Consider the following 26,224-nt stretch of genomic DNA (forward strand, 5'->3'; position numbering starts at 1 on the left):
GGTTAGTGTGCCGTGTCCTCGCCGGCCAGGAGAAGGGCGGTGCCCACGAGTCCGATGTGGCTGAAGGCCTGGGGGAAGTTCCCCAGCTGCCGGCCGGCCCGGGGGTCGTACTCCTCGGCGAGCAGGCCGAGGTCGTTGCGGACGGCGAGCAGCCGCTCGAACATCTCCCGGGCCTCCTTCTCCCGCCCGGTCATGCACAGCGCGTCGGCCAGCCAGAACGAGCAGGCGAGGAACGCGCCCTCGCCGCCCGGCAGCCCGTCCACGGGCGCCTCGTCCGGGGTGTCGTCCAGGCTGTAGCGGCGGATCAACCCGTCGCGCCTCAGCTCCCGCCGCACCGCGTCGACCGTGCCGACGACGCGCGGGTCGTCGGGCGGCAGGAAGCCCACGCGGGGGATGAGCAGGGTGGCCGCGTCCAGGTCGCGCGATCCGTAGTACTGGGTGAAGGTGTTGCGCTCCTTGTCGTAGCCCTTCTCGCAGACCTCGCGGTGGACCTCGTCGCGCATCGCCCGCCAGCCCTCGAGGTCGCCGGGCAGGCGCGGGTCCTGCTCCAGGGTGCGCACCGCCCGGTCGGCGGCCACCCAGGCCATGACCTTGGAGTGCACGAAGTGCCGGCGCGGGCCGCGGATCTCCCACAGGCCCTCGTCCGGCTCGCGCCAGTGGTCCTTGAGGAAGTCCAGGAAGCAGCGCTGGATGTTCCAGGCGTGCGGCCGCCCGCCGCCGAGGCCGCCGCCGCGGGCCGCGTACAGGGAGTCGATGACCTCGCCGTAGACGTCGAGCTGCAGCTGGCCGACCGCCTCGTTGCCGGTGCGCACCGGGGTGGACCGCTCGTATCCCGGCAGCCAGGACAGCTCCCGCTCGGGCAGCCGCCGCTCGCCCGCCAGCCCGTATATCGTCTGCAGGTCGCCGGGGTCGCCGGCGACGGCGCGCAGCAGCCAGTCCCGCCAGGCGGCGGCCTCGTCCTCGTAGCCCAGGGCGAACAGGGAGTTCAGGGTGAGGGTGGAGTCCCGCAGCCAGCAGTAGCGGTAGTCCCAGTTGCGGACGCCGCCGATCTCCTCGGGCAGGGAGGTGGTGGGGGCGGCGACGATGCCGCCGGTGGGGGCGTAGGTGAGGGCCTTGAGGGTGATCAGCGAGCGGACGACGGCCTCCCGGTGCGGCCCCCGGTAGCGGCAGCGCTCGGCCCACTCCCGCCAGTCCTCCAGGCTGTGCCGCAGCGACTCGTGCGGGTCGACGAGCCGGGGGCGGGCCTCGTGGGAGGGGTGCCAGGTGAGGACGAAGGCGACCGTCTCGCCGGCCTCGACGGTGAACTCCGAGCGGGTGCTGAAGTCCTCCCCGTAGGTGCGTACGGGCGGCTCGCTGCGCAGCCAGACCGAGTCGGGCCCGGCGACGGCGACGCGGTGGCCGTCGCTGCGCCGTATCCACGGGACGATGGCGCCGTAGTCGAAGCGCAGCCGCAGCACGCTCCGCATCTCCACGCTGCCGCTGACGCCCTCGACGATGCGTACGAGGTCGGGGGCGCGGTCGCGCTGGGGCATGAAGTCGGTGACCTTGACGGTGCCGTCGTCGGTCTCCCACACGGATTCGAGGACCAGGGAGTCCTCGAGGTAGGCGCGCCGGGTGCAGGCGCCGGCCCCGGCGGGGGCGAGCCGCCAGTGGCCGTTGTCCTCGTCGCCCAGGAGCGCGGCGAAACAGGCGGGGGAGTCGAAGCGGGGCAGGCACAGCCAGTCGACGGAGCCGTCGCGGCCGACCAGGGCGCCGGTCTGCAGATCGCCGATGAGTGCGTAGTCCTCGATGAGTGCCACGCGGGGCGTCTTCCCTGACGGGGCGGCGACTACTCGGGGCCGGAGGCTGTCCGGGCGACGCCGGCGGCGTCCTCGGGAGCACTGCCGGACTCGGGCGCGCGCCCGTCGCCGCCCTCCGCAGTGGCCTCCGCCTCAGCCTCGGCCGCCGCCTCCGCCTCCGCCGCCGCCTCGGCGCGGTCGCGGCGCTCGCGGCGGACCAGGATGAACCAGCCGACGGGCACGAAGGCGGAGAACAGCCACCACTGCACGGCGTAGGCCATGTGCGGGCCGATGCCGCTGTGGTCGGGGGCGGACAGCGGCCGCGGCTGGTTCTTCCCGGCGGGGGAGGTGAGTTCGACGTAGCCGCCGAGCAGGGTGCGGTGCAGCTCCCCGGCGCGCTGCTCGCTGCTGATGAGCATCACCTGGCGCGGTGGCAGGCCCGAGGTGTTCTTGATGCCGCTGGCCGTGGTCTCGTCGGCCCTGAGCCGGCCGGTGACGGTGACCTTGCCGGCCGGGGCGGCGGGCACGTCGGGGAACTTGGTCAGGTCGCCGTTCGCCGGGACCCAGCCACGGTTGACCAGGACGGCCCGGCCGTCCGTCATGACCAGCGGCGTGAGGACGAAGTAGCCCTGGTTGCCGTCGTCGTCGGTGCGCATCCGCACCACGACCTCGCCCTTGGGGTCGTACGTACCGCTTGCGGTGACCGTGCGCCAGACGTCGTCGCGCGCCACCGTGCGCCCGGGCCCGGTGAGCTCGGTCACGGGCACGGGGTCGGCGGCCAGGCTCCGGGCGATCTGATCGTTCCGCGCTACCCGGTGCTCGTGGCGATGCAGCTGCCAGAAGCCCAGTTGGATCATCGCCGGGATGAGGGCGAGCGCCACGAGTGTGGTGATCACCCACTGCCGGGACAGCAGGAAGCGGTACACGCTTTGACGGTACCTGGTGGGGTTCGCCCCCCGGCGGCCGGGTGCCACCGGTGGGCTATGTCGCTTTATGCCTCTTTTGTCGCCGGAGTCACATGCGACAACAGCTGTATGAAGGCTGCCTCGTCGACCACCGGCGTCCCGAACGAGCGGGCCTTGGCGGTCTTGGAGGTGGGCGCCTCCGGATCGTTGGTGACCAGCAGGCTGGTCAGCCGCGAGACGCTCGTGGCCACGTGTAGCCCCGCCTCGACCGCCCGGTCCTCCAGCAGCTCCCGGTCGACGGAGGTGTCGCCCGAGAACGCCACCCGCATGCCCTGCGTGAGCTGGCCGCCCGGTGCGTAGCGCCCCGGGTTGGGGTACGGGCAGGCCGGGCGCTTGCGGCTGGGCCGCCAGGTCCCGGACCGGTAGGACGGCTGATATCCGACCCTGGCCGGGCGGGCCGGGGCCGCCGGCCCGTCGGACCACTCGGTCAGCGGCTGGCAGGCCAGCAGCGGCAGCCGGATCCCCGCCTCGGCCGCCAGCCGCAGGCTCGGCCGGAAGGCCTCGGCCAGCACCCGGGCGTCGTCCAGCGCGTGGTGGGCGCGCTGCTGCACGACGCCGTAGTGCGCGGCGAGCGACTCCAGCTTGTGGTTGGGCAGCGGCAGCCGCAGCTCCTTCGACAGCGCGATGGTGCACAGCCGCTGGCGCACCGGGGCGGTCGCCCGGGCGCGGGCGTACTCACGGGCGATCATCGACCAGTCGAAGGCGGCGTTGTGCGCGACGAGCACCCGCCCGTCCAGGCGCTTGGCGAACTCCTCGGCGATCTCCGGGAAGAGCGGAGCGTCGGCGAGGACCTCGGAGGTCAGCCCGTGGATCCACACCGGGCCGGGATCCCGCTGGGGATTGACCAGCGTGTACCACTGGTCCTCCACCCGGCCGCGGGCGTCCAGCTGGTAGACGGCGGCCGACACTATCCGGTCATCCCGGGCGAGCCCGGTGGTCTCCACGTCGACGACCGCGTATCCCTGCGGATACGCGGCCGGCCACGGGGTGGGCGATGCGGCGTCGGTGCGGTCTTCGAGCATGGTCCAAGAGCTTAAGGGCCCCCGCTGACAACGCCGCAATCCGGCCGGGGACCGGACGGATCCGGACGGGGTGGATCAAGCCAGATCCGTGCGTACGGCCCCCCCCTCGGAACGGCCCGCGCCGCCGCGTGCCGACGCGTCGCGTCCCCGGCCTCTGTCACCCGGACGGTGGACGCCGGTCCACGACGCGCGGCCGCCAGCGAGGCCCGGCGGCCACCGGGACGCGGGCCCGCGACCGCTGTGGGTGGTGTCACCACCGAACCCGGGGTAACGATCTTTGGTACCCGAGGGTAACAACCCCTAGCGGCAGGCCTGTCGGCCCGCTTATGGTGCCGCCATGCCGCACCTTCCCGATGTCGTGTTGTGGTCCGTACCCGCCTTCATCCTGCTCACCGCCCTGGAGTTGGTGAGCTACCGGCTGCACCCCGACGACCGCTCCGAGGGCTACGAGGCCAAGGACGCGGCGACCAGCATCGGCATGGGGCTGGGCAGCCTCCTCTTCGACGCGCTCTGGAAGATCCCGATCGTGGCGATCTACACGGCCGTCTACGAACTCACCCCCCTGCGCGTGCCCGTCCTGTGGTGGACGCTGCCGCTGATGCTCCTCGCGCAGGACTTCTTCTACTACTGGTCGCACCGCGGCCACCACGTCGTCAGGGTCCTGTGGGCCTGCCACGTGGTGCACCACTCCAGCCGCAAGTTCAACCTGACGACGGCCCTGCGCCAGCCGTGGACGTCGCTGACGGTCTGGCCGTTCTACGTGCCGATGATCGCGCTCGGCGTGCACCCGGCGGCGGTGGCCTTCTGCTCGTCGGTCAACCTCGTCTACCAGTTCTGGGTGCACACCGAGCGGGTCGGCACACTGCCCCGGCCCGTGGAGTACGTCCTGAACACCGCCTCCCACCACCGCGTCCACCACGCCTCGCAGGGCGGCTACCTGGACCGCAACTTCGGCGGCATCCTCATCGTCTGGGACCGGATGTTCGGCTCGTTCGTCCCCGAGGGGGAGCGCCCGGTCTACGGGCTGACGAAGAACATCGACACCTACAACCCGCTGCGCGTGGCCACCCACGAGTACGCGGCCATCGCCCGCGACGTCAGGGCGGCGCGCACCTGGCGGGAGCGGGCCGGGCGGGTCTTCCGCGGCCCGGGCTGGCAGCCGCCGTCGGTCTCCCCGCCGCGCGGGGAGGCCCCGGCCGCCCCGGCCGCCGCCACGAGCGGGCGGGCCGCGTGAGAGGGGCCCGCGCGGCCGCGCCGGCCGCGACCGCCGCCGCCCTGGCCGTGGTGGCGGCCGTGCACCTGGGTGCGCTCCTGGCCGGTGCCACGACCGCCGTGCACATCACCAAGCCGGCCCTGATGCCGCTGCTGGCGGCGTACGTCCTGGCGCGCGGCGGCCCGCGGCTGCTCGTGGTGGGCCTGCTCTTCGGGTGCGGGGGCGACACCCTGCTGCAGACCGGCCGGGAGGCCCTCTTCCTGGTGGGAATGGGCTCCTTCGCCGTCGGGCACGTGTGCTACCTCGTGCTGTTCGCCCGGCACGGCGCCGCGTTCACCCGGCACGGCGCCGGCGCGGCCCGTACGTACCGCCTCACGGCCGCCTACGCCGCGGTCTGGGTCTCCGTCCTGGCGCTGCTGTGGGCCGGCCTGGAGGCGGATCTGAGGGTGCCCGTCGCGCTCTACAGCCTGCTGCTGACCGTGATGGCGCTGGGCGCGACGAGGGTGGGGCCGTGGGCCGCGGCGGGCGGGGTGCTGTTCCTGCTGTCGGACACGCTCATCGCCGGCGGCCTGGCCGGCTGGCCGCAGGCGCCGGCACCCCAGTTCTGGATCATGCTCACGTACATCGCCGCGCAGTACCTGGTGGCGCACGGGCTGCTGACCCACCTGCGGACGGGGGAAGAGCAGACGAAAGGGGCCGGGCGGAAGCCGCCCGGCCCCTTCGCCGCTCGTCGCGGACGTCAGTCCTGGACCGCCGACAGGGCGTCGACGATGCCGTAGCCGTAGAAGCTGTTGACGTTCTTGTTGCCGGTGCAGGCGGCCTTCCACTTACCGGTGCCGTCCGGGTCGTACGACGCGGTCGGGCAGCCGGGGTTCTTGGCCTGGGCCTTCAGGAGCCACTGGATCTCCTGCGGGCTGGACTTGGGGTGGGTGCTCTTCAGCAGCGCCGCCACGCCCGCCACGTGCGGTCCGGCCATGGACGTGCCCTGCAGGTAGGCCCAGTCGCCGCCCGGCATGGTGGAGAGGATGCCACCCTCCTTGGCCGGGGCGTCGGGCACCTGCATGGTGTCGCCGCCGGGGGCCGCGACGTCGACGGCCTTCAGGCCGTAGTTGGAGTAGAACGACTTGGCCGACTTCACGCCGGTGGCCGAGACGGTGACGACGCCGGGCAGCTGGGCCGGGACGTCGAGGCAGACCTTGGGGTCGACCGTACGGGCCGGCGGCTTGGAGCCGGTGTCGTTCGGGCTGCCGGTGTCGACGATCTTGTCGGCGGCCAGGTCGAAGTTGTCGTTGCCCGCGGAGGCGACGTTGACGACGCCCTTGCCCTGGGCGTACTGCGCGGCCCGGCCGACCGCGTCGGCTATCGCCTTCTGGTCGGGGTTGTCCGGGCAGTTGAACAGCCACGGGTCGACGTAGTAGCTGTTGTTCGTCACCGAGGCGCCGTGGTCGGCGGCGAAGACGAAGGCGCAGACGACGCTCTCGGCGTAGAAGAAGCTGTCCTTGGGCGTGCTGACCTTGATGCCGGAGACCTTCACGCCAGGGGCGACACCGGCCACGCCGACGCCGTTGCGGGCCGCGGCGATGGTCCCGGCCACGTGCGTGCCGTGGTAGTCGGTCTTCGGGTCGAAGGGACGCCACGCGCCGGGCGTGGTGTCGGCCTTGCCGGAGACGCAGCTGGCGGACTGGTTCGCGGCGAAGTTGGGCGCCAGGTCGGGGTGGGTGTCGTCCACGCCGGTGTCGATGACGGCGACGGTGACGTTCTTGCTGCCCGGGTTGACCTTGGCGGCCTTGTCGGCGCCGATGGCGGGCAGGTCCCACTGCAGGCCCTCGAGCGGCTCCTTGCCGGTGGCGGCCGAGCGCGCGGCGAGGGACTTGGCGCCCTCCTTCGAGAGCTTCAGCTTCTCCGGCTTGCCGTACTGGGTGGTGGCCGCCGCCTTCAGCGGGGCGGTGCGGGTGGCGCCGGCGGACTGCACGCCGGGGACCGCGCGCAGGGCCTTGGCGAACTCCGGGTTCTTGGAGTGCGCGACGACGACGCCGATCTTGTCGTAGGAGACCACGACGGTGCCGCCGGCCTGCTTGACGGCCTTCTTCACCTTGGTCAGAGTGGCGCGGTCGGTCGCGGTGTTGACCACGTACGACAGCAGCGGACCGTCGGTGGTGGTGGCCGCCCGCACGGCGGTGACGTCCTGCGGGGCGGCCGAGGCCGCACCGGGCAGGAAGCCGAGCGAGGCGGTGAGCGCCAGCCCGACGGGGGCCGCCAGCAGGGCGTGCCGGCGTCTGGGACGCAGCTGAGCCATGGGTTCTCCACATCATCCAGGAAGTCCGCCCGGGCGCATGGGCGCGCGTGGGCGGGTACATGACGAGTGAAGCTAGCGCCGATCATGGCCCTGGGCAATGAATTCACCCGGAAATCACATCGGAAGGAATTATTCCGCGCCAGATGTGGGCAGTTGGGGGGTCTTGCGCCCCCTGCGGAACGCTGCTTTCGGGGTAAATTTCAGGGCGAATCTCAAGGTGAATCTCAAGGCAGATCTGAAGGCAGGTCTCAGGGCGAAGTGCCCCCGCCGCGCAGGGTGTCGATGCTCAGCGGCGCCAGTGGCACCCGGGGCCCGTACCAGCGGCCCGGCGCCACGATCGCGGGCGGACGGCCGGTGCCGACGGCCGGCACCGGCGCCGTCAACCTGACGCTCCCGAACGGGCGTCGGTCGCCGGGGGACCGGTCGGGAGGTGGGGCAGCGCTCACACCAGGTCAACGAGGGCGGCGGCGGGCGGTTTTGCCCGGGGCGGCGGCCGCTGCGACATTCGGTGAACCGCCCCCTGTCGCATACTGCGGTGTCGCTCTACGATGCGTGATCCCAGTCACAGGCTCGGCTCGCGCTCCGTATTCACCCGTCAGGAGAGACCGTGGACTCAGAAGAGGCCGTGGGCACCCCACCGACCACAGCCAAGGGCCCGGACGAGCCCGTTCGTCCCGCCGTCCCCGCACAGCCCGACCGTTTCACGGACGTACGGAACAGCGAGGAGTTCGGCGAACTGCGCCGCGCGCACCGCTCCTTCGCCTTCCCGCTCACCGTGGCGTTCATCGCCTGGTACCTGCTCTACGTGCTGCTGTCCAACTACGCGGGCGGCTTCATGGACACCAAGGTGGCCGGCAACATCAACATCGCGTTGGTGTTCGGGCTGGCGCAGTTCCTCACCACCTTCCTGATCGCCTGGTGGTACGCGCGGCACGCCGCGGCGAAGATCGATCCGAAGGCCGAGGCCCTCAAGGCCCGTATGGAGGCGGGGGAATGAGCACCAGCACCACCTTGCTGAGCGCCACGGCGCATCCGCTGGCCGCCGGGGGCGCCGGCGAGCACCGCACTCTGATCATCACCCTGTTCTCGGTCTTCGTCGCCATCACCCTGGGCATCACGGTCTGGGCCGGCCGGCAGACGAAGGACGCCACCGACTTCTACGCCGGCGGCCGCTCGTTCACCGGTTTCCAGAACGGCCTGGCCATCTCCGGCGACTACATGTCCGCCGCGTCCTTCCTCGGGATCGCCGGGGCCATCTCCCTCTTCGGGTACGACGGATTCCTGTACTCCATCGGCTTCCTGGTCGCCTGGCTGGTGGCGCTGCTGCTCGTCGCCGAGCCGCTGCGCAACTCCGGCCGCTTCACCATGGCCGACGTGCTCGCCCACCGCCTCCGCCAGCGGCCCGTGCGCACCGCCGCCGGCACCTCCACCATCGTCGTCTCGATCTTCTACCTGCTCGCCCAGATGGTCGGCGCCGGCGCCCTGGTGGCCCTGCTGCTGGGCGCCACCGGCGAGGGGTCGCGGCGCTGGATCATCGCCCTGGTCGGCCTGGTGATGGTGCTCTACGTGACCATCGGCGGGATGAAGGGCACCACCTGGGTGCAGATCGTCAAGGCGGTGCTGCTCATCGCGGGCACCCTGCTGATCACCGTGCTGGTGCTCAACAAGTTCCACTGGAACCTCTCCACGCTCCTGGGCCGCGCCGCCGAGGCGAGCGGCAAGGGCGGCGCGTTCCTGGAGCCCGGCCTGCAGTACGGCAAGGACGGAACCTCCAAGCTCAACTTCGTCTCGCTCGGCCTGGCGCTCGTCCTGGGCACCGCCGGACTGCCGCACATCCTGATCCGCTTCTACACGGTGCCCACCGCCCAGGCCGCCCGTAAGTCGGTCAACTGGGCGATCGGCATCATCGGCGCCTTCTACCTGATGACCATCGCCCTCGGCTTCGGGGCGGCGGCCCTGGTCGGGCCCAAGGCGATCACGGCCTCCAACGAGTCCGGCAACACCGCGGCCCCGCTGCTCGCCCAGGAGGTCGGCGGCGGCGCCGGATCCACCGGCGGAGCGATTCTGCTCGCCGTGATCTCGGCCGTCGCCTTCGCCACCATCCTCGCCGTGGTCGCGGGCCTGACCCTCGCCTCCTCCGCGTCCTTCGCCCACGACCTGTGGGCCAACGTCATCCGGCGCGGGAAGACGAGTGAGAAGGAGGAGATCCTCACCGCCAAGATCGCCGCCGTCGTCATCGGCGCGATCTCCATCGCGCTGGGCATCTTCGCCCACCGGCTCAACGCCGCCGCCCTGGTGGCCCTCGCCTTCGCCGTCGCGGCCTCGGCCAACCTCCCCACGATCCTCTACAGCCTCTTCTGGAAGCGCTTCACCACCCAGGGCGCGCTGTGGTCGATCTACGGCGGGCTGATCTCCTCGGTCACCCTCGTGATCCTCTCGCCCGTGGTCTCCGGCAACCCCAAGGCGCTCTTCCCGGGCCTCGCCTTCGACTACTTCCCGCTCGGCAACCCCGGGCTGGTCTCCATCCCGCTCGGTTTCCTGCTCGGCTGGGCCGGGTCGCTGCTGTCCCGTCCCGCGCCGGACCAGGAGCGCAAGTACGCCGAACTCGAGGTCCGCTCCCTCACCGGCTACGGCGCGCACTGACCCCTCGCGGACGACCCGTCGCCCGGGCCTTCAACGAAGTGTTGAAGGTCCGGGCGATCGCGTACGCTGCGGAGTTATTGAACGACTGTTCCAGTCCGCGGGAGGGGCCCACACCGTGCTCATCGACACCTACGGGCGCGTCGCCACGGACCTGCGCGTCTCCCTGACCGACCGGTGCAACCTCCGCTGCACCTACTGCATGCCCGAAGAGGGCCTCGCCTGGCTCGCCAAGCCCGACCTGCTCACCGACGACGAGATCGTCCGCCTCGTCTCCGTCGCCGTCACCTCCCTCGGCGTCACCGAGGTCCGCTTCACCGGCGGAGAACCCCTGCTGCGCCCCGGCCTGGTCTCCATCGTCGAGCGCTGCGCCGCCCTCGCCCCCCGCCCCCGGCTGTCGCTGACCACCAACGGCATCGGCCTGGCCCGCACCGCCGGCGCCCTCAAGGCCGCGGGCCTGGACCGGGTCAACGTCTCCCTCGACACCCTGCGCCCCGACGTCTTCGCCACCCTCACCCGCCGCAGGCGCCACCAGGACGTCCTCGACGGCCTGGCCGCCGCCCGCGCCGCCGGGCTGACCCCCGTGAAGGTCAACGCCGTGCTGATGCCCGGCCACAACGACGACGAGGCGCCGGACCTGCTCGCCTGGGCGCTGGAGAACGACTACGAACTGCGCTTCATCGAGCAGATGCCGCTCGACGCCCAGCACGGCTGGACGCGCGACGGCATGATCACCGCCGATGAGATCCTGGCGAGCCTGCGCACCCGCTTCGCCCTCACCCCCGAGGGCGACGCCGCCCGCGGCTCCGCCCCCGCCGAGCGCTGGCTCGTCGACGGCGGCCCCGGGCGCGTCGGCGTCATCGGCTCGGTCACCCGGCCCTTCTGCGGGGCGTGCGACCGCACCCGGCTGACGGCGGACGGCCAGGTGCGCACCTGCCTCTTCGCCCGCGAGGAGTCCGACCTGCGCGGCGCGCTCCGCGCGGGCGCGCCGGACGAGGAGATCGCGGACCTGTGGCGGACGGCCATGTGGGGCAAGAAGGCCGGCTCGGGCCTGGACGACCCCGCCTTCCTCCAGCCGAGCCGGCCCATGTCGGCGATCGGCGGCTGAGCCCGTATCGGCGATCGGTGGCGAGCCGCGTATCGATGATCGGCGGCTGAGGTCCGCGGGCCACGCACCGGCTGTCAGCCGCTGCGGTTCTCCCACTCCTCGAGCGTCACCACGTCCTTGAGGAAACCGCGCAGCGCCAGGAAGTTGGACAGGTGCTCACGGTGTTCGTCGCACGCGAGCCACGTCTTGCGCCGCTCGGGCGTGTGCAGCTTGGGGTTGTTCCACGCGAGCACCCACACCGCTGCGGCACGGCAGCCCTTGGCGGAGCAGATCACGGCGGTTTCGGGGGAGTTCACACCGTAAACCTTACGTGGACACGGCGACGCCGGGCAGCCACGGGGGGAGCCGCCCGGCGTCGGTCTGTCGCTCCGACGGGGGATGCGGAGCGCCTACGAAGTATGTCACGGGGGGCCCGGCCGGGGGCACCGATCCACATGATTGATCTGAGGTTTTCTTGAGCTTGTCACACCGCTCGTGAGGCATCCGCCCGGAAGCGGAGGCTCACTGCTTGTCGGGTCCTTGATCAGGTCCGGGGGAGCGATCGGCTTCCGGGACGGATTCCGCCCCGGCCGCCGGGGAGCCCGCCGTCAGCACCGGCCTGGTGGGCGCCGGAACGAACGTACCCGGCAGTGAAGGGGCGTTCTCCCGGCCCGCGTTGGCTATCACGACGGCCACGTACGGCAGCGCCGCGCCCAGGATCAGGGTGCCCACCGCCACGTAGCGCTCGATGTTCCACAGGATCACGGTCAGCACCACCGAGAGCGTGCGGATGCCCATGGAGATCACATAGCGTCGCTGCCGCCCGCGGACGTCCTCCGCCAGGCCCTGACGGGCTCCGGTGATCCGGAAGACCTCGTTACCGCCCAGCTTCCGCATCACGTTCCACCACCCGACTGCCGCGCCGACGCCCCTCGGGCTTCTACGCATCCCACGTTACGCCGCGCCCGGTCCCCGGACGAGACCGGGTCGTCCACCCGGTGGCTTGCCCGAAGGCGCCCGACGTGCGCTCACGGCGTACGGACGACTCCGGCGTGCGCCGTAGGAGCGGCCGACCCACAATGGCGGAGCACGCCACATCGCCAAGAACGAGGAGGCGGCATGGACTGGCTGTGGGCAATCATCGTCGGCCTGGTCCTGGGCCTGATCGCCAAGGCGATCATCCCGGGCAAGCAGCAGATCCCGCTCTGGCTCACGCTCCTCTGCGGCCTGGCCGGCAGCCTGCTCGGCAACTGGGCCGCCGGCGCGCTGGGCGTCGAGCACACCAAGGGCATCGACTGGATCCGGCACGCGCTGCAGCTCATCGGCGCGATCATCATGGTCGCCCTCGGCAACCGGCTGTGGGTGGCCACCCGGGGCAAGAAGCACCGCGTCGGCTGACCCACGCCATCCCATGAGGCGGTCGCGAAACGAGGCGGCCGGTGCGCGATGCGCGCACCGGCCGCCTCGGAGTTCCGGCGGAAGGATTCCGGCGGAAAAGCGGGGGACTACAGCCCGCGCAGCTCCGCGATCTTGCGGCCGGCCTTGAGGTAGACCCCGCTCACCGCGCGACCGGCCAGCAGCTCACGGGCCACCTCGCCCAGCGGCCGGATGGCGTCGGCCTCCGCCAGCACCACGGCCTCCTGAGCGCCGTCGGCCTCCAGGACCAGCCGCAGACCGTTCTGCTTGGCGACCCGGCGGGCGGCCGAGGCGCTCGGCTGGAAGCCCAGCACCTTGCTGAGCACGGCCGTGGCCGGCTCCTCGCCGTGCTCGGCCAGGTCCACCACCGGCGTCTCGACGTCGGTGAAGCTCTTCTTCGAGAACTGCGCGATGAACCCCGCACGCGCCGCCATCGCCGCCTCCAGGCCGTACAGCGCGGCCACGACCTCGCCCGCCAGGACCTTCTTCAGGTCCATCGGGTGCAGCGACTTCTCCTCGACGCGGGAGAGCACGAGCGCGATCTCCGCGTCCGTCCACTCCGTCCAGGCCTTGAGGTACGGCTCCATCAGCCGGTCCGGCACCGACATGATCTTGCCGAAGACGTCGTCGGCGGGCGCGGTCAGCCCCACGTAGTTGCCCTTGGACTTGGACATCTTCGCGCCGGTGCCGTCCGTGCCCTCGATCAGCGGCATGGTGACGACGAGCTGCGGCTTCTGGCCCTTGAGCTCCATCAGCTTGCGGCCCATCTGCAGGTTCAGCAGCTGGTCCGCGCCGCCCAGCTCGACGTCGCAGTTCAGCGCCACCGAGTCCAGGCCCTGCGCGATCGGGTAGAGCAGCTCCGACATCGTCAGGCCCGAGCCGGACGCCAGGCGGGTGCGGAAGTCCTCGCGCTGCAGCAGCTGCGAGACCGGCACCTGGGAGAGCAGACCGAGCAGCTCCGGGAAGGTGTACGGGGCCAGCCACTCGCTGTTCTGGACGAACGAGACCTTCTCGAAGTCGAAGAACGGCCGCACCTGCTCGCGGTAGCCCGCGAGGTTGGCGGCGATGTCCTCGTCGGTCAGCGGCGGGCGCTCCGCCGTCCGGCCCGTCGGGTCACCGATCTTGGCGGTGAAGTCGCCGATGAGCAGGCTGACGTCATGGCCCATCCGCTGGAAGCGGCTGAGGATGATCACCGGCACCGCGTGGCCGAGGTGGACGTCGGCGGCCGTGGGGTCGATGCCCAGCTTGATGGCCAGGCCCCTGCCCTCGGCCCGGCGCAGCTCGATCCGCTCGGCCAGCTTGGCCACACCGGGCAGCACCTCGACCGTACGGGAGGCGATGAGCTCGGCCTGGTCCTTCGCCGACAGATCCGTCAGGTCCAGATAGCGCCTCGCCTTCGTCTCCGTGAGCAGCTGCTCCACGGTGGAGTCGGTGGAGAGGTCCTGCGCCAGCAGGGCGCTGGCGCGCGCGACGGAGTCGCCGAGGCGTGTCATCGTGGCGTTCCTGTAGGGGTTGTCGGACAAAGGACAGGTCGAGTCTATTTGCTCGGCGGAGTTCCTTCCGCGCCGGTCACACGCCCCGGCTGACCGAGCTCATGTTGAAGTCGGGGATCCGCAGGGCCGGCATGGCCGCCCGGGTGAAGTAGTCCCCCCACTCGCGCGGCAGCGTCGGCTCGGTGCGGCCCGCCTCGGTGGCCCGGGAGAGCAGCGAGACCGGGGACTCGTTGAAGCGGAAGTTGTTCACCTCGCCGACGACCTCCCCCTTCTCCACCAGGTACACCCCGTCCCGGGTCAGCCCGGTCAGCAGCAGCGACGCCGGGTCCACCTCGCGGATGTACCACAGGCACGTCAGCAGCAGGGCCGGCCCGTCGTGGCCGCTCGCGGCGACCATCTCCTCCAGCGACCGGCTTCCGCCGCCGTCCAGGATCAGGTTGTCGGTGTACGGGGTCATCGGCAGGCCCGTCAGCCCCGCGCTGTGCCGCGTGGTCAGCAGGTGCTCGAGCACGCCCTCGCGGATCCACTCGGTGGCCGCGATCGGCAGGCCGTTGTCGAAGACCGACGCGTCGTCGCCCGAGCTGCCCGCGAGCACGAACGGCGCGCACTCCAGGCCCGGCGCGTGCGGGTCGCTGCGCAGCGACAGCGGCAGGCCCGAGAGCTTCTCGCCGATCCGGGTGCCGCCGCCGGCCCGGGAGAAGACCGTGCGGCCCTCGGCCGCGTCCCGCGCCGTGGCCGACCACTGCTGGTACACCAGCAGGTCCGCCACGGCCGTCGGGGGCAGCAGCGTCTCGTAGCGCCCGGCGGGCAGCTCGAGCCTGCGGGCCGCCCACGCGAGCCGCTCGGCGAGCTCGGCGTCCAGCGCGCCGGGGTCCACGTCGGTGAAGTCCCGGGTGGCCCGCCCCGCCCACGCCGAGCGGGTGCGGTCCGGCGTCTTGGCGTTCATCTCCAGGGCGCCGGTGGGCTGGTCGTGGCGCAGCCGCAGTCCCGCCGAGGTGCCCAGGTAGGCGGACTCCATCTCGTGGCGGGCGAAGCCGTACAGCTCCCGGCCCTGGGAACGGGCCCGGGCGAAGGCCTCGCCGAGGGCCGGCGCGAAGGCGTCGAAGACGGCCGAGGAGGTCTCGGCGGGCGCGTCGGTGAAGCCGGGGGAGTGCGGCACGCCCGTCACCAGCGGCTGGGCGTCCTCCGCGGGCCCCGCCTCGCGGGCCGCCGCCTCCGCCGCCCGGACCAGCGGCTCCAGCTCGTCCATGGTGACGGCGGTCCGGGAGACCACGCCGGACGCCGTGCCCTCGGCCCCGTCCACGGTCGCCACGACGGTGACGCTCCGGCCGCGGGTGACGCCGTTGGTGGTCAGCGCGTTGCCGGCCCAGCGCAGGTTGGCAGTGGACTCCTCGCGAGCGATCACGACGCAGCCGTCGGCACGCGAGAGCTCCAGGACGCGCTCGACGATCTCGTGGGGCTTGGTGTTGCGCGGGCTCACTGACCGGCCTCCTGAGTCGTGTTCAAGATGTTGACGCCCTCGAAGAGGGCCGAGGGACAGCCGTGCGAGACCGCCGCGACCTGCCCCGGCTGGGCCTTGCCGCAGTTGAAGGCACCACCCAGGACATACGTCTGCGGGCCGCCCACGGCCTTCATGGAGCCCCAGAAGTCCGTCGTCGTCGCCTGGTAGGCCACATCGCGCAGCTGCCCGGCCAGCCGGCCGTTCCTGATCCTGAAGAAGCGCTGACCCGTAAATTGAAAGTTGTACCGCTGCATGTCGATGGACCACGAGCGGTCGCCCACGACGTAGATGCCGTTCTTCACGCCGGAGACGAGCTCCTCGGTCGACGGCCCGTCCGCCGCCGGCCGCAGCGAGACGTTGGCCATCCGCTGCACCGGCACGTGCGAGGGCGAGTCGGCGTACGCGCAGCCGTTGGACCGGCCCTGTCCGGTCAGCCGGGCGATGCGGCGGTCCGTCTGATAGCCCACCAGGACGCCGTCCCTGACCAGGTCCCAGGACTGGGCGGCCACGCCCTCGTCGTCGTACCCGATCGTCGCCAGGCCGTGCTCGGCGGTGCGGTCGCCGGTGACGTTCATGATGGGCGAGCCGTACTGCAGCGTGCCCAGCAGGTCGGGGGTGGCGAAGGAGGTGCCGGCGTAGGCGGCCTCGTAGCCGAGCGCCCGGTCCAGCTCGGTGGCGTGCCCGATGGACTCGTGGATCGTCAGCCACAGGTTGGACGGGTCGACCACCAGATCGTACGTGCCCGCCTCGACGCTCGGCGCCCGCATCTTCTCGGCCAGCAGCTCCGGCATCTCCGCCAGTTCGGCGTCCCAGTCCCAGCCGCCCGCGCCGGTCATGTACTCCCAGCCGCGCCCCGTGGGCGGGGCGAGGGTGCGCATCGAATCGAAGTCGCCGGTGGCCGGGTCCACGGCCACGGCGGTCAGCTGCGGGTGCAGCCGCACGCGCTGCTGGGTGGTGGTCGTGCCGGCCGTGTCCGCGTAGAACTTGTTCTCGTGCACGGTCGTCAGAGTGGCGTCCGCGTGGTCCACCCCGTCCGCCGCCAGCAGCCGCTCGCTCCACTGGGTGAGCAGCCCGGTCTTCTCGGAGTCCGGCACCCGGAAGGGATCGATGTCATAGGAGGAGACCCAGGTGCGCTCCGCGTGCACCGGCTCGTCCGCCAGCTCCACCCGCTCGTCGGACCCGGCGGCCGCGATCACCTTGGCCGACAGCTTGGCCATGGCCACCGCCTGCGAGGCCACCCGGGCCGCGGCGTCCATGGACAGATCGACGCCGGCCGCGAACCCCCACGAGCCCTCGTGCACCACACGCACCGCATAGCCCAGGTCGGTGTCGTCCGACGAACCCGCCGGCCGGGCGTCCCGCAGCCGCCACGACGCGCTGCGCACCCGCTCGAAGCGGAACTCCGCGTGCGAGGCCCCCAACGCGCGGGCGCGCGCGAGAGCGGCGTCTGCCAGCGGCCGCAGCGGCAGCGCCAGGAATGACGGATCGATCTCATGCGGCACGGTCCACTCTCCTTCTCGTATGTGACGGAAGTGAACCATGGCCGTGACCGCCGGACCTCGGTTCTGTAGAGATCCAACAGTGACCGCCGGTCCCCCCTGTCGCAGGTCGATTGCCGCTTTGGTGACGTCTACCGATACGTTCGGTGTAGTCCAGCACTACCTATGGATACGTAAACGGAAGGGTGATCCTGTGAGCCGCTCGGTTCTCGTCACCGGAGGAAACCGGGGCATCGGCCTCGCCATCGCGCGCGCCTTCGCCGATGCGGGGGACAAGGTCGCCTTCACCTACCGCTCGGGGGAGCCGCCCACCGAGCTCCTGGACCTGGGGTGCCTCGCCGTCAAGTGCGACATCACCGACCCGGAGCAGGTCGAGCAGGCCTACAAGGAGATCGAGGAGAAGCAGGGCGCGGTCGAGGTGCTGGTGGCCAACGCCGGCGTCACCCGCGACCAGCTGCTGCTGCGCATGTCCGAGGAGGACTTCACCTCCGTGGTGGAGACCAACCTGACCGGCACGTTCCGCGTGGTCAAGCGTGCCTCGAAGGGCATGCTGCGCGCCCGCAAGGGCCGCGTCGTGCTGATCTCGTCCGTCGTGGGCCTGATGGGCTCGGCGGGCCAGGCGAACTACGCCGCCTCCAAGGCCGGACTGGTCGGCTTCGCCCGCTCGCTCTCCCGTGAGCTGGGCTCCCGCAACATCACCGTCAACGTCGTGGCGCCCGGTTTCGTGGACACCGACATGACCCGCGTGCTCAGCGACGAGCAGCGCGCCGGCATCGTCGCCAACGTCCCGCTGGGCCGCTACGCGCAGCCCGAGGAGATCGCCGCCTCGGTCCGCTTCCTCGCCTCCGAGGACGCCGCATACATCACCGGAGCCGTCGTTCCCGTCGACGGCGGATTGGGCATGGGTCACTGACCGACATGAGTGGAATCCTCGCAGGCAAGCGCATCCTCGTCACGGGTGTCCTCACCGAGTCCTCGATCGCCTTCCAGGCCGCCAAGGTCGCCCAGAACGAGGGCGCCGAGGTCATCCTGACCGGCTTCGGCCGCCTTTCCCTCGTCGAGCGCATCGCCAAGCGGCTGCCCAAGCCGGCCCCGGTCATCGAGCTGGACGTCAGCAACCAGGAGCACCTCGACGGCCTGGCCGACAAGGTCCGCGAGCACATCGGCGACGACGTGCCCCTCGACGGCGTCGTGCACTCCATCGCCTTCGGCCCGCAGGGCGCCTTCAACTTCCTCGAGGGCACCTGGGAGGACGTCTCGACGGCCGTTCAGGTCTCGGCGTACTCCTACAAGTCGCTGTCGATGGCCCTGCTGCCGCTGATGCGCGAGGGCGCCTCGATCGTGGGTCTGACCTTCGACGCGCAGATCGCCTGGCCGAAGTACGACTGGATGGGTGTGGCCAAGGCCGCCCTGGAGTCCACCAACCGCTACCTCGCGCGCGATCTGGGCCCCAGGGGCATCCGCTGCAACCTGGTCTCGGCCGGCCCCATCAAGTCGATGGCCGCCAAGTCCATCCCGGGCTTCGAGGAGCTCGCGGACGTGTGGAACCACCGCGCCCCCATCGGCTGGGACCTCGCCGACCCCGAGCCGGCCGGCCGCGGCGTCGTCGGTCTGCTGTCGGACTTCTTCCCCCGCACCACGGGCGAGATCGTCCACGTCGACGGCGGCGTGCACATGATGGGCGCCTAGCACCCCACTCGCCGGACGGAGTCCGGCGCAGCCGTCCGAAGCCTGTGAGGCCCCCAGGGGCCGATCAGTGCGAGGGCGGCGTGCGGAAACGGTCGGCGGCGTGCACATGATGGGCGCCTGACGCTCGTCACGCATCCTCAAGCGGACGCCTGACGCCCGCAGCGCGTTCGTGATGCCCGTCCCGGCACCCGCCGGGGCGGGCATCACGCGTTCCCCGGGTCGTGCGCGGCGGCCCGCGCCCGCACACTGGGGGCAGGGAGGAGGTGGCAGGTGATGCGCTTCCCGATATGCGGCGCGGCGGCGCTGCTCCTGGCGACCGCCGCCCTGTCCGGTGCCCAGGCGACGGCCGCCGGGCACGGAGGACACGCCTCCCGCGCGCCGGAGCCGCGGCGCGAGGCGGAGTGCCACACCCGGGTGCTGGGCTCCCACGCCCGGTCCGACTGCTTCAACGGCGACTCGCGACCCGACCGCGTCCAGCTGCACGTGATGTGCGCCCGGTGGTGGGATCCGGCCATGGACACCGCCCCGGTCACGGTCGGCCCGGCCGGCCATGTCACCCTCACCCAGCGCTGCTGGCTGGAGGTCCGCAAGGCGTGGGTGACCCATACGCCCGGCTGACGGCCGCCGGGGGCGGGGTGGGAGACTGTGTCCCATGCCCGTACTCGACGAGAACCCCAAGAACGGCCAGAAGGCCCTGCTGACCATCCTCGGCGCGATGCTCGGCATCACCGTCGTCATCGCCGTCATCGCGACGATCGCCTCCCCCTGAGCCGGTGAGCGCCTCCCCCTGAGCCGGGGCGTCGCCTCGCGCCCTGAGCCGGGCCTCCGGATCGCGCCGCCCCTAGGGGATGGTGGGGCCAGCCCCACCATCCCCTAGGGGGTCAGGGTCAGGGAGGAGTGGGTGGGTTGCCGGATGGGCGCCGGCCCTCGCTCTCCGTAGGTTCGTAGTACACCGCGACGCGGCGGTGCACCGACCCTCGGAGGCGATCCCCATGTCCGCCGGCAGGCAGGTTCCCGTTCCCGCCAGCACACGGCCCGGACAGCAGACCAGGCTGCCGTGGTGGGCCCTGCTGCTTCCCGCCCTCGCGTTCGTGGCCCTCTTCTCCCTGCTGTCCACGCCCGCCGCGGCGGCCGGCGGCACCGAGCCGGGCGGGAGCACGCTGGCGCGCGTGGTGCGGTTCGTCGAGTACTCCGCCGGGCACTGGGCGCCGTGAGCGTCGTGCGCCGGGGCGCCACCCGGCGGGGTCAAGCCTGCCAACACCCCGCGCCTCGCCATGGGTTTCGTGCGAAGCTGGACGACATGAGCTCCTCCGACACCCGCAGGATTGTCATCCTCCGGCACGCCAAGGCCGAATGGTCCGACGGCGACGACCACGAACGCCCCCTCGCCGAGCGCGGCCGCAAGGACGCCCCCGTCGCCGGCCGCTGGCTCGCCGGGTCCGGCATCACGCCCGACCTGGCCATGTGCTCCACCTCCGCCCGCACCCGCGAGACCTGGAAGCTCGCCGTCCATGAGCTGCCGGAGCGCCCGCGGACGGTCTACGAGGACCGGATGTACGAAGCCTCCCTCGGCGAGCTGATCGCGCTGCTCAACGAGGTCTCCGACGAGGTGAACGACCTGGTGCTCATCGGTCACAACCCCGGCATGCACGGCCTGGCCGACGCCCTGGCCGGCGAGTCGGAAGGCGACCTGCTGGCCCGGATGAACCGTTCCGGCTTCCCCACCGCCGCGATCGCGGTGCTCACCTTCAGCGGTTCCTGGAAGGACGTCGAGCACGGCGTGGGCCGGCTGATCGCCTTTTGGTCCCCGCACGCCTGACCGGCGCGCGAGCCGCTGGGGCGGCCACCGGGGCGGGCGGCCTCACTCGTGGGTGTTGGCCGCCTCGACCTCTTCCCGGGTGACGCCCAGCAGATAGAGCACCGTGTCCAGGAACGGCACGTTCACCGCGGTGTGGGCTGCCTCGCGGACCACGGGCTTGGCGTTGAACGCCACGCCCAGGCCCGCCGCGTTGAGCATGTCGAGGTCGTTGGCGCCGTCCCCGACCGCCACCGTCTGGGACAGCGGCACCCCGGCCTCGGCCGCGAAGCGGCGCAGCAGCCGGGCCTTGCCCGCCCGGTCCACGATCTCCCCGGTGACCCGGCCGGTCAGCTTCCCGTCGACGATCTCCAGCGTGTTGGCGGAGGCGAAGTCCAGGCCCAGCCGCTCCCGCAGGTCGTCGGTGACCTGGGTGAAGCCGCCGGAGACCACCCCGACCTGGAAGCCCAGCCGCTTGAGGGTCTTGATCAGGGTGCGGGCGCCCGGCGTGAGCCGCACCTCGGCCCGCACCTTCTCCACCACCGACGCGTCCAGCCCCGCCAGCAGCGCCACCCGCGCGTGGAGGGACTGCTCGAAGTCCAGTTCGCCGCGCATCGCCCGCGCGGTCACCTCGGCCACCTCCGCCTCACAGCCCGCGTGGGCCGCGAACAGCTCGATGACCTCGTCCTGGATGAGCGTGGAGTCCACGTCCATCACCACCAGCCGCTGCGCCCGGCGCTGCAGGCCGGCCGCCACGACCGCCACGTCCACGCCCAGCGCCGCGGATTCGATGGCCAGCGCGGTGCGCAGCTTCTCCGTGTCCGCGCCCGAGACCGCGAACTCCACGGCCGTGACGGGGTACTTGGCGAGGCGGAAGATACGGTCGATGTTGCCGCCGGTGTCGGTGATGGCGGCGGCGATGGCGGCCGTCGACTCGGCGGTGAGGGGGTGGCCGAGCACGGTGACGTGCGAACGGCCGGTGCCACGGGGGCGGTTGTCGCCCCGGCCGGAGATGATCTCGGTCTGCAGGCGCATCGACTCCGCCCAGCTGTGCACGGTCGCCCGCAGCGAACCCTCGGTCGACGCACCCCCCAAGGGGGCGGTGACCAGCGCGCACAGGGTGATCCGGCCCCGCGTGACGACCTGCTCGATGTCTATGACGTCCACGGCGTAGGCGGCGAGGGTGTCGAAGAGCCCGGCGGTGATGCCCGGCCGGTCCTTACCGAAGATCTTGACGAGCAGGGTCGGGTCGTCTTCGCCGGTGACGGCGGTGGCAGGCGAGGTCTGCGATGCGCTCATGGTGGTTCCTACCGTATCCGTCCCCGCACCGGATCCGCACAGGTGTCCCGGTCGGCGGACGGCCCCGCCCCGGCCCCACCCCTATCCGCGCCCCCGTGGCGGAGGCGGCTCGTCCGGCGGGGGCACGGGCGAGGCCCCGTAGCGGTAGCCCGGCTGCCGGGGCGGGCGGGGCGGAGGACGCAGCGGCGAGCGGCTCGTCTGGGTGGGTGCGCTGTACGGGTCGTCCCCGGCTGCCGCAGGTAGGGATTGGTCTCCGGCCGCGCGGGCCGGTAGCCCGACGACGGGTTGTACGGCCCCGGCAGATACGCCGGATCGGGGTACGCCCCGCCCCCGGCGGCCACCGTCGCGCGCGCGAGCGGTGCCGCCCTGCGGCCCGCCGCCCCCGTCGCGTACGCCAGCAGCCCCCGGCCACCCCCGCCACCAACCCCCACACCGCGCCCAGCGCCGCGGCCGCCGGCGCGCTCCCGCTCAGCTCCAGGCCGGCCCCCATCGCGTCGATGCCCAGCACCGACAGGCTCGCGTCCGCCTTCACCCGCGTCGCCAGCACCAGCAGCGGCAGCGCCACCGCGGTGACCGCGCCCAGCGTCACCCCGCACCGCGCGGAGAAGCCCACCGCGCCCGCGTCGCCCCGGGGCGTACGGGCCGCCGTGAGCACCCCGGCCGTCAGCATCAGCAGCCCGCAGCCCATGGGCAGCAGCCACACGCCCTGCTCGAGCTCGGCGAGGCGGGCCACCGAGACGTCCTGCCCGGTCCGCATCCGCAGCAGGTCGTCCAGGGGGTGGGGCAGCATCTGCAGCAGCGACCCGCTCGCCATCCCCCGCAGGGGCACGAACAGCCCCAGCGGCACCCCCAGCCACACCCCGTTGGGCGCCCCGAGCAGCGCGGCGCCGGCCACCCGGCCGGGGTGGCCGTCGCCCGAGGCGGCGGCCACCGCGGCCGCCAGCCCCGCCACGACCGCCAGCACCAGCACCGCCCGCAGCGCCGAGGCCGCCGGGCGGACGCCGCGGTGCAGCGCCTCCCAGCCGCGTGGCAGCGGGGCCCGGCGGGCCGAGAGCAACGTGATCAGCAGCACACCCAGCACCCACGCCAGCCCGCCCAGCAACGAGGGGCCGGTGCGGACGGAGAAGCCGACGGAGGCCTTGGCGTCGGCGAGGTCCCGCAGGCGGTCGGTGAGACCGCCGCCGATGTCCCCGATGTCGCCGAGGCCCGGAATCTCCAGGCCCGGCCCGCCGCCGGACGCGCCCGGCAGGCCCAGCGCACCCCCGTCGAAGGTGACGGTGGAGGAGCCCGCCCAGGCGAGGGTGCCCAGAATGAGGAGGAAAAGGACGACGACCGCCCCCGCCCGGGCCGCGAGCTCCGCGCCGCCCACGCTCGGGCCCAGGGCGCGCAGCGACCGGGCGAAGACCCAGCCGAGCAGCAGCGCCCCCACCAGCGCGACGCCCAATGGCGCGATGTCGATGGTGGTGTGCGCCCCCGCGCCCGTCAGGCCGAATGCTTCGACCGAGCCCGAGGGGGTGACCGATCCGCCGACCGCCAGGACCACCACGGCGGCCGTCATCGGGCCCAGGGAACCGGCGGCGTCCGCCCCCAGCAGATGCAGCCCCAGCGCGGCCACCCCGGCCATCGCGAGGAACGCCCAGCTCGCCGCTGCGATCGCGGTCAGGAGCAGATCCGCGCCCCGCGCCGCGCGGCTGCCACCGGTCATGGTCATCACGGCCCCCCGGTCCATACCAGATGCCCCGGATGTTCATGATCCGTGCGTATCCATCGCATCCATGGGCGGTTACTACTGTCAGGGCCTGTTTCGCATCGGTCAACGGCGCCTGTTACAGGGCCGGTACACGGTCGCGCCACTCCCGACTTTCGGTTGAGGGACTGCGCCTGAAATAGTTCCTCCCGATGTTCGCCATCCCTAGACTCCCCCGTGCAGGGGGCTCATCGGGGGACAAGTAGTGGGGCATGGAGTGCCGGAACTCGTACTGGAATTGAATGGACAGACCTGGGCATTGGACCCGTCCCGGTCATACACCCTCGGACGCGATCCGCAGGGTGACTTGGTGCTGGAGGACGCCCGGGTCTCATGGCGGCACGCCACCGTCCGCTGGGGCGGACACGGCTGGATCATCGAGGACCACGGCAGCACCAACGGCACCTTCGTGCAGGGGCAGCGGATCGGTCAGACCGAGATCGGTCCCGGCTCCGCCGTGCACCTCGGCAACGCGACGGACGGCCCGCGGCTGAACTTCTCCGGTGCTCCCGGGGCCCCGGCCGCCGACCTGTACAACGCGCACACCGCCATGGCCACGCCCGTGCAGCAGCACGGACAGCAGCCCCCGCAGCAGTACCAGCAGCCGGGCCAGCCGTCCGGCGGCCAGGGATGGCCCGGACAGCAGTACCAGCAGCCCCAGCAGCAGGGCTGGCAGCAGCCCCAGCAGCAGGCGTACGTCCCGCAGCAGGCCCAGGCCGCGCAGCCGCCCGCCGGCGGCGCCGCGGGAGCCCCGCCCGTCTACGGCGACCGCAGCCCGACCAGCTTCCACCAGATGGCCGTCGGCCGCGTGATGCGCATCGGTCGTGCCCTGGACAACGAGCTGGTCGTCTCCGACCTCCAGGTCTCCCGGCACCACGCCGAGTTCCGGGCCACCGCCGGCGGCTTCGAGATCGTCGACCTCGGCAGCCACAACGGCACCTACGTCAACGGTCAGCCGGTCCGCCAGCAGATCATCGGCCCCAACGACATCGTCGGTGTCGGTCACTCGACCTTCCGGCTGGTCGGCGACCGGCTCGAGGAGTTCGTCGACACCGGTGACGTCTCCTTCTCCGCCCGCCACCTGACGGTCACGGTCGACGGCGGCAAGCAGATCCTCAAGGACGTCTCCTTCGGCGTCCCCGAGAAGTCGCTCATCGCCGTCATCGGCCCCTCCGGTTCCGGAAAGTCCACCCTCCTCAAGGCGCTCACCGGCTACCGGCCCGCCAACCAGGGTGACGTCCTCTACGACAACCGAAACCTGTACAAGCAGTTCGCCGAGCTGCGCCAGCGCATCGGTCTGGTCCCGCAGGACGACATCCTGCACAAGGAGCTCACGGTCCGGAAGGCGCTGCGCTACGCCGCCAAGCTCCGCTTCCCCGGCGACACCGCGGCCTCCGAGCGCGAGGCCCGCATCGACGAGGTGCTGCGCGAGCTCAAGCTCGACATCCACAAGGACAAGAAGGTCACCGCCCTCTCCGGCGGCCAGCGCAAGCGCGTCTCGGTCGCCCTGGAGCTGCTGACCAAGCCGTCGCTGATCTTCCTGGACGAGCCCACCTCCGGCCTCGACCCGGGCATGGACCGCGACGTCATGCAGCTGCTGCGCGGCCTGGCCGACGACGGCCGCACGGTCCTGGTGGTCACCCACTCCGTCGCCGAGCTCGCCCTGTGCGACAAGCTGCTCGTCATGGCCCCCGGCGGCTCGGTCGCCTACTTCGGCCCGCCGGAGGAGGCGCTCAACTTCTTCGGCTACGAGACCTGGGCCGACGTCTTCTCGGCCTTCGAGAACTACCGCGACTACGACTGGTCGGGCCGCTGGAAGGGCTCGCAGCACTACCAGATGTACGCGGCCGACATCGACGCCGTCGCCCCGCAGTCCGTGCACGTCCAGCCGCAGATGGTCCGCCCGTCGGTGCCCCAGAGCTGGGGCTCCCAGCTGTGGACGCTGATGCGCCGCTACAGCTCGGTCATCGCCTCCGACCGCGGCTTCCTCGCCCTGATGCTGCTCCTGCCCGCCGTCCTCGGCGGCGTGAGCGCCCTGATCCCGTCCGACTTCGGACTCGGTGCGCCGAGCAAGGGCCACTTCAACCAGGACGCCGGCACGATCATGCTGATCCTCGCGGTCGGCATGTGCTTCTCCGGCGCCGCCAACTCCGTCCGTGAGCTGATCAAGGAACGGGTCATCTACGAACGGGAACGCGCCGTCGGCCTGTCCCGGTCCGCGTATCTGATGTCCAAGGTGATCGTCCTCAGCTTCATCACCGTGGTCCAGGGCGTCCTCACCTGCGCCATCGGCTTCTCGGTCCGCAAGCTGCCGGACGAGGGCCTCATCCTGAAGTCGCTGCCGGCCGTCGAGCTCTGCCTCGTGATCATCGGCCTGGGCTTCACCTGCATGATGATCGGCCTGGTCATCTCCTCCCTGGTGAAGACCGCCGAGAAGACCATGCCGCTGCTGGTCATGTTCGCCATCGTCCAGGTCGTGTTCACCGGCATCCTGTTCAAGCTGTACGACGCACCCGGCGTCGAGCAGGTCGGCTGGCTGATGCCGGCCCGCTGGGCCATCGCCGGCGCCGGCACCACGCTGGACCTCTCGCACATCATGGCGCCGATGGACAAGAGCGACCCCAAGAACCTCGACCCGCTGTGGGAGCACAGCGCGGCGACGTGGGGCCTCGACATGATCGCCCTCCTCGCGATCGGCATCGCCTGCGGCTTCGCGGTCATCCGCCTGCTGCGCCGCCACGAGCCCGAGGTCATGCGCAAGTAGACGGCCTCACGCACAACGCC

25 protein-coding genes are annotated in these 26,224 nt (G+C 71.9%); 13 read left to right on the forward strand and 12 right to left on the reverse strand.

Features of this window, described 5'->3' with window-relative positions:
• Positions 1-2: 2 nt before the first annotated feature.
• The 3 genes from J1792_RS10515 to J1792_RS10525 all read right to left on the reverse strand — a co-directional run bounded on the left by J1792_RS10515 (position 3) and on the right by J1792_RS10525 (position 3,765).
• On the reverse strand, positions 3-1,799 hold the full coding sequence (locus tag J1792_RS10515) for a glycoside hydrolase family 15 protein (RefSeq protein WP_086567417.1): 1,797 nt from the start codon (positions 1,797-1,799) through the stop codon (positions 3-5).
• A gap of 29 nt (positions 1,800-1,828) precedes the next feature.
• Positions 1,829-2,704 (reverse strand): SURF1 family cytochrome oxidase biogenesis protein, encoded by an 876-nt coding sequence (locus J1792_RS10520; RefSeq protein WP_207247151.1) that lies wholly within the window; start codon positions 2,702-2,704, stop codon positions 1,829-1,831.
• A 65-nt stretch (positions 2,705-2,769) separates the two neighbouring features.
• Positions 2,770-3,765 carry a DEDDh family exonuclease gene (locus J1792_RS10525; protein WP_086567414.1) on the reverse strand — a complete coding sequence of 332 codons (996 nt, stop codon included), beginning with the start codon at positions 3,763-3,765 and terminating at the stop codon, positions 2,770-2,772.
• Positions 3,766-4,102: 337 nt separating this feature from the next.
• On the opposite strand from J1792_RS10525, the gene J1792_RS10530 reads away from it, so the two are divergent.
• Positions 4,103-4,999 carry a sterol desaturase family protein gene (locus J1792_RS10530; protein ID WP_086567412.1) on the forward strand — a complete coding sequence of 299 codons (897 nt, stop codon included), beginning with the start codon at positions 4,103-4,105 and terminating at the stop codon, positions 4,997-4,999.
• Positions 4,996-5,757, forward strand: a complete 762-nt coding sequence (locus J1792_RS10535) for a lysoplasmalogenase (RefSeq protein WP_242705069.1) — start codon at positions 4,996-4,998, stop codon at positions 5,755-5,757. Before J1792_RS10530 ends, J1792_RS10535 begins: the two co-directional genes overlap by 4 nt.
• On the opposite strand, the gene J1792_RS10540 is transcribed toward J1792_RS10535, so the two are convergent.
• Positions 5,718-7,274 carry a S8 family serine peptidase gene (locus J1792_RS10540; RefSeq protein ID WP_086567410.1) on the reverse strand — a complete coding sequence of 519 codons (1,557 nt, stop codon included), beginning with the start codon at positions 7,272-7,274 and terminating at the stop codon, positions 5,718-5,720. The two genes, J1792_RS10535 and J1792_RS10540, sit on opposite strands and share 40 nt — an antisense overlap.
• Before the next feature lie 248 nt (positions 7,275-7,522).
• The gene (locus J1792_RS35025) at positions 7,523-7,657 is read right to left on the reverse strand and encodes a hypothetical protein (protein WP_278186247.1); all 135 of its coding nucleotides are present in this window, start codon (positions 7,655-7,657) and stop codon (positions 7,523-7,525) included.
• Between the two features lie 224 nt (positions 7,658-7,881).
• Here J1792_RS35025 and J1792_RS10550 point away from each other — a divergent pair, with 224 nt between their 5' ends.
• The 3 genes from J1792_RS10550 to moaA all read left to right on the forward strand — a co-directional run bounded on the left by J1792_RS10550 (position 7,882) and on the right by moaA (position 11,022).
• Positions 7,882-8,271 (forward strand): DUF485 domain-containing protein, encoded by a 390-nt coding sequence (locus J1792_RS10550; protein WP_179198792.1) that lies wholly within the window; start codon positions 7,882-7,884, stop codon positions 8,269-8,271.
• The gene (locus J1792_RS10555) at positions 8,268-9,917 is read left to right on the forward strand and encodes a monocarboxylic acid transporter (protein ID WP_086567405.1); all 1,650 of its coding nucleotides are present in this window, start codon (positions 8,268-8,270) and stop codon (positions 9,915-9,917) included. The genes J1792_RS10550 and J1792_RS10555 overlap by 4 nt, the downstream gene beginning before the upstream one ends.
• Before the next feature lie 115 nt (positions 9,918-10,032).
• Positions 10,033-11,022, forward strand: a complete 990-nt coding sequence (moaA, locus tag J1792_RS10560) for a GTP 3',8-cyclase MoaA (protein ID WP_207247153.1) — start codon at positions 10,033-10,035, stop codon at positions 11,020-11,022.
• Between the two features lie 74 nt (positions 11,023-11,096).
• On the opposite strand, the gene J1792_RS10565 is transcribed toward moaA, so the two are convergent.
• Both J1792_RS10565 and J1792_RS10570 read right to left on the reverse strand, forming a co-directional pair.
• The gene (locus J1792_RS10565; protein ID WP_086567401.1) at positions 11,097-11,318 is read right to left on the reverse strand and encodes a hypothetical protein; all 222 of its coding nucleotides are present in this window, start codon (positions 11,316-11,318) and stop codon (positions 11,097-11,099) included.
• Between the two features lie 205 nt (positions 11,319-11,523).
• Positions 11,524-11,898 (reverse strand): DUF3099 domain-containing protein, encoded by a 375-nt coding sequence (locus tag J1792_RS10570; protein WP_086567400.1) that lies wholly within the window; start codon positions 11,896-11,898, stop codon positions 11,524-11,526.
• 222 nt (positions 11,899-12,120) lie between these two features.
• Here J1792_RS10570 and J1792_RS10575 point away from each other — a divergent pair, with 222 nt between their 5' ends.
• Complete coding sequence (locus tag J1792_RS10575) at positions 12,121-12,399, forward strand: GlsB/YeaQ/YmgE family stress response membrane protein (protein WP_086567398.1); 279 nt, start codon at positions 12,121-12,123, stop codon at positions 12,397-12,399.
• A 107-nt stretch (positions 12,400-12,506) separates the two neighbouring features.
• Here J1792_RS10575 and tyrS read toward each other — a convergent pair whose 3' ends face one another.
• The 3 genes from tyrS to J1792_RS10590 all read right to left on the reverse strand — a co-directional run bounded on the left by tyrS (position 12,507) and on the right by J1792_RS10590 (position 16,913).
• Entirely contained in the window at positions 12,507-13,910 is a 1,404-nt protein-coding gene (tyrS, locus tag J1792_RS10580; protein WP_086567437.1) for a tyrosine--tRNA ligase, read from the reverse strand.
• A gap of 76 nt (positions 13,911-13,986) precedes the next feature.
• Complete coding sequence (locus tag J1792_RS10585; protein WP_086567397.1) at positions 13,987-15,390, reverse strand: metallopeptidase TldD-related protein; 1,404 nt, start codon at positions 15,388-15,390, stop codon at positions 13,987-13,989.
• Positions 15,387-16,913: a TldD/PmbA family protein gene (locus tag J1792_RS10590; protein ID WP_207247154.1), complete on the reverse strand. Its 1,527-nt coding sequence runs from the start codon at positions 16,911-16,913 to the stop codon at positions 15,387-15,389. Before J1792_RS10590 ends, J1792_RS10585 begins: the two co-directional genes overlap by 4 nt.
• Before the next feature lie 190 nt (positions 16,914-17,103).
• On the opposite strand from J1792_RS10590, the gene fabG reads away from it, so the two are divergent.
• From fabG to J1792_RS10615, 6 genes are all read left to right on the forward strand, one after another.
• The gene (fabG, locus tag J1792_RS10595) at positions 17,104-17,823 is read left to right on the forward strand and encodes a 3-oxoacyl-[acyl-carrier-protein] reductase (protein WP_086573878.1); all 720 of its coding nucleotides are present in this window, start codon (positions 17,104-17,106) and stop codon (positions 17,821-17,823) included.
• Between the two features lie 5 nt (positions 17,824-17,828).
• On the forward strand, positions 17,829-18,599 hold the full coding sequence (fabI, locus tag J1792_RS10600) for an enoyl-ACP reductase FabI (RefSeq protein WP_207247155.1): 771 nt from the start codon (positions 17,829-17,831) through the stop codon (positions 18,597-18,599).
• A 273-nt stretch (positions 18,600-18,872) separates the two neighbouring features.
• A complete protein-coding gene (locus J1792_RS10605) occupies positions 18,873-19,217 on the forward strand; it encodes a hypothetical protein (RefSeq protein ID WP_086573880.1) in 345 nt (114 codons plus the stop codon).
• Positions 19,218-19,251: 34 nt separating this feature from the next.
• Positions 19,252-19,368 (forward strand): SGM_5486 family transporter-associated protein, encoded by a 117-nt coding sequence (locus J1792_RS35030; RefSeq protein WP_278186248.1) that lies wholly within the window; start codon positions 19,252-19,254, stop codon positions 19,366-19,368.
• 223 nt (positions 19,369-19,591) lie between these two features.
• On the forward strand, positions 19,592-19,813 hold the full coding sequence (locus J1792_RS10610) for a hypothetical protein (protein ID WP_086573882.1): 222 nt from the start codon (positions 19,592-19,594) through the stop codon (positions 19,811-19,813).
• A gap of 86 nt (positions 19,814-19,899) precedes the next feature.
• On the forward strand, positions 19,900-20,418 hold the full coding sequence (locus J1792_RS10615; protein ID WP_086573884.1) for a SixA phosphatase family protein: 519 nt from the start codon (positions 19,900-19,902) through the stop codon (positions 20,416-20,418).
• Positions 20,419-20,460: 42 nt separating this feature from the next.
• Here J1792_RS10615 and serB read toward each other — a convergent pair whose 3' ends face one another.
• Together serB and J1792_RS10625 are read right to left on the reverse strand one after the other, a co-directional pair.
• Positions 20,461-21,693, reverse strand: a complete 1,233-nt coding sequence (gene serB / locus J1792_RS10620) for a phosphoserine phosphatase SerB (RefSeq protein WP_086573886.1) — start codon at positions 21,691-21,693, stop codon at positions 20,461-20,463.
• Positions 21,614-23,404 (reverse strand): streptophobe family protein, encoded by a 1,791-nt coding sequence (locus tag J1792_RS10625; RefSeq protein ID WP_307842954.1) that lies wholly within the window; start codon positions 23,402-23,404, stop codon positions 21,614-21,616. The genes serB and J1792_RS10625 overlap by 80 nt, the downstream gene beginning before the upstream one ends.
• Before the next feature lie 241 nt (positions 23,405-23,645).
• Here J1792_RS10625 and J1792_RS10630 point away from each other — a divergent pair, with 241 nt between their 5' ends.
• A complete protein-coding gene (locus tag J1792_RS10630; protein ID WP_086570705.1) occupies positions 23,646-26,204 on the forward strand; it encodes an ABC transporter ATP-binding protein/permease in 2,559 nt (852 codons plus the stop codon).
• Positions 26,205-26,224: the final 20 nt, after the last annotated feature.

It is taken from the genome of Streptomyces triculaminicus, from assembly GCF_017349075.1.
GTDB classification, from domain to species: Bacteria; Actinomycetota; Actinomycetes; order Streptomycetales; family Streptomycetaceae; genus Streptomyces; species Streptomyces triculaminicus.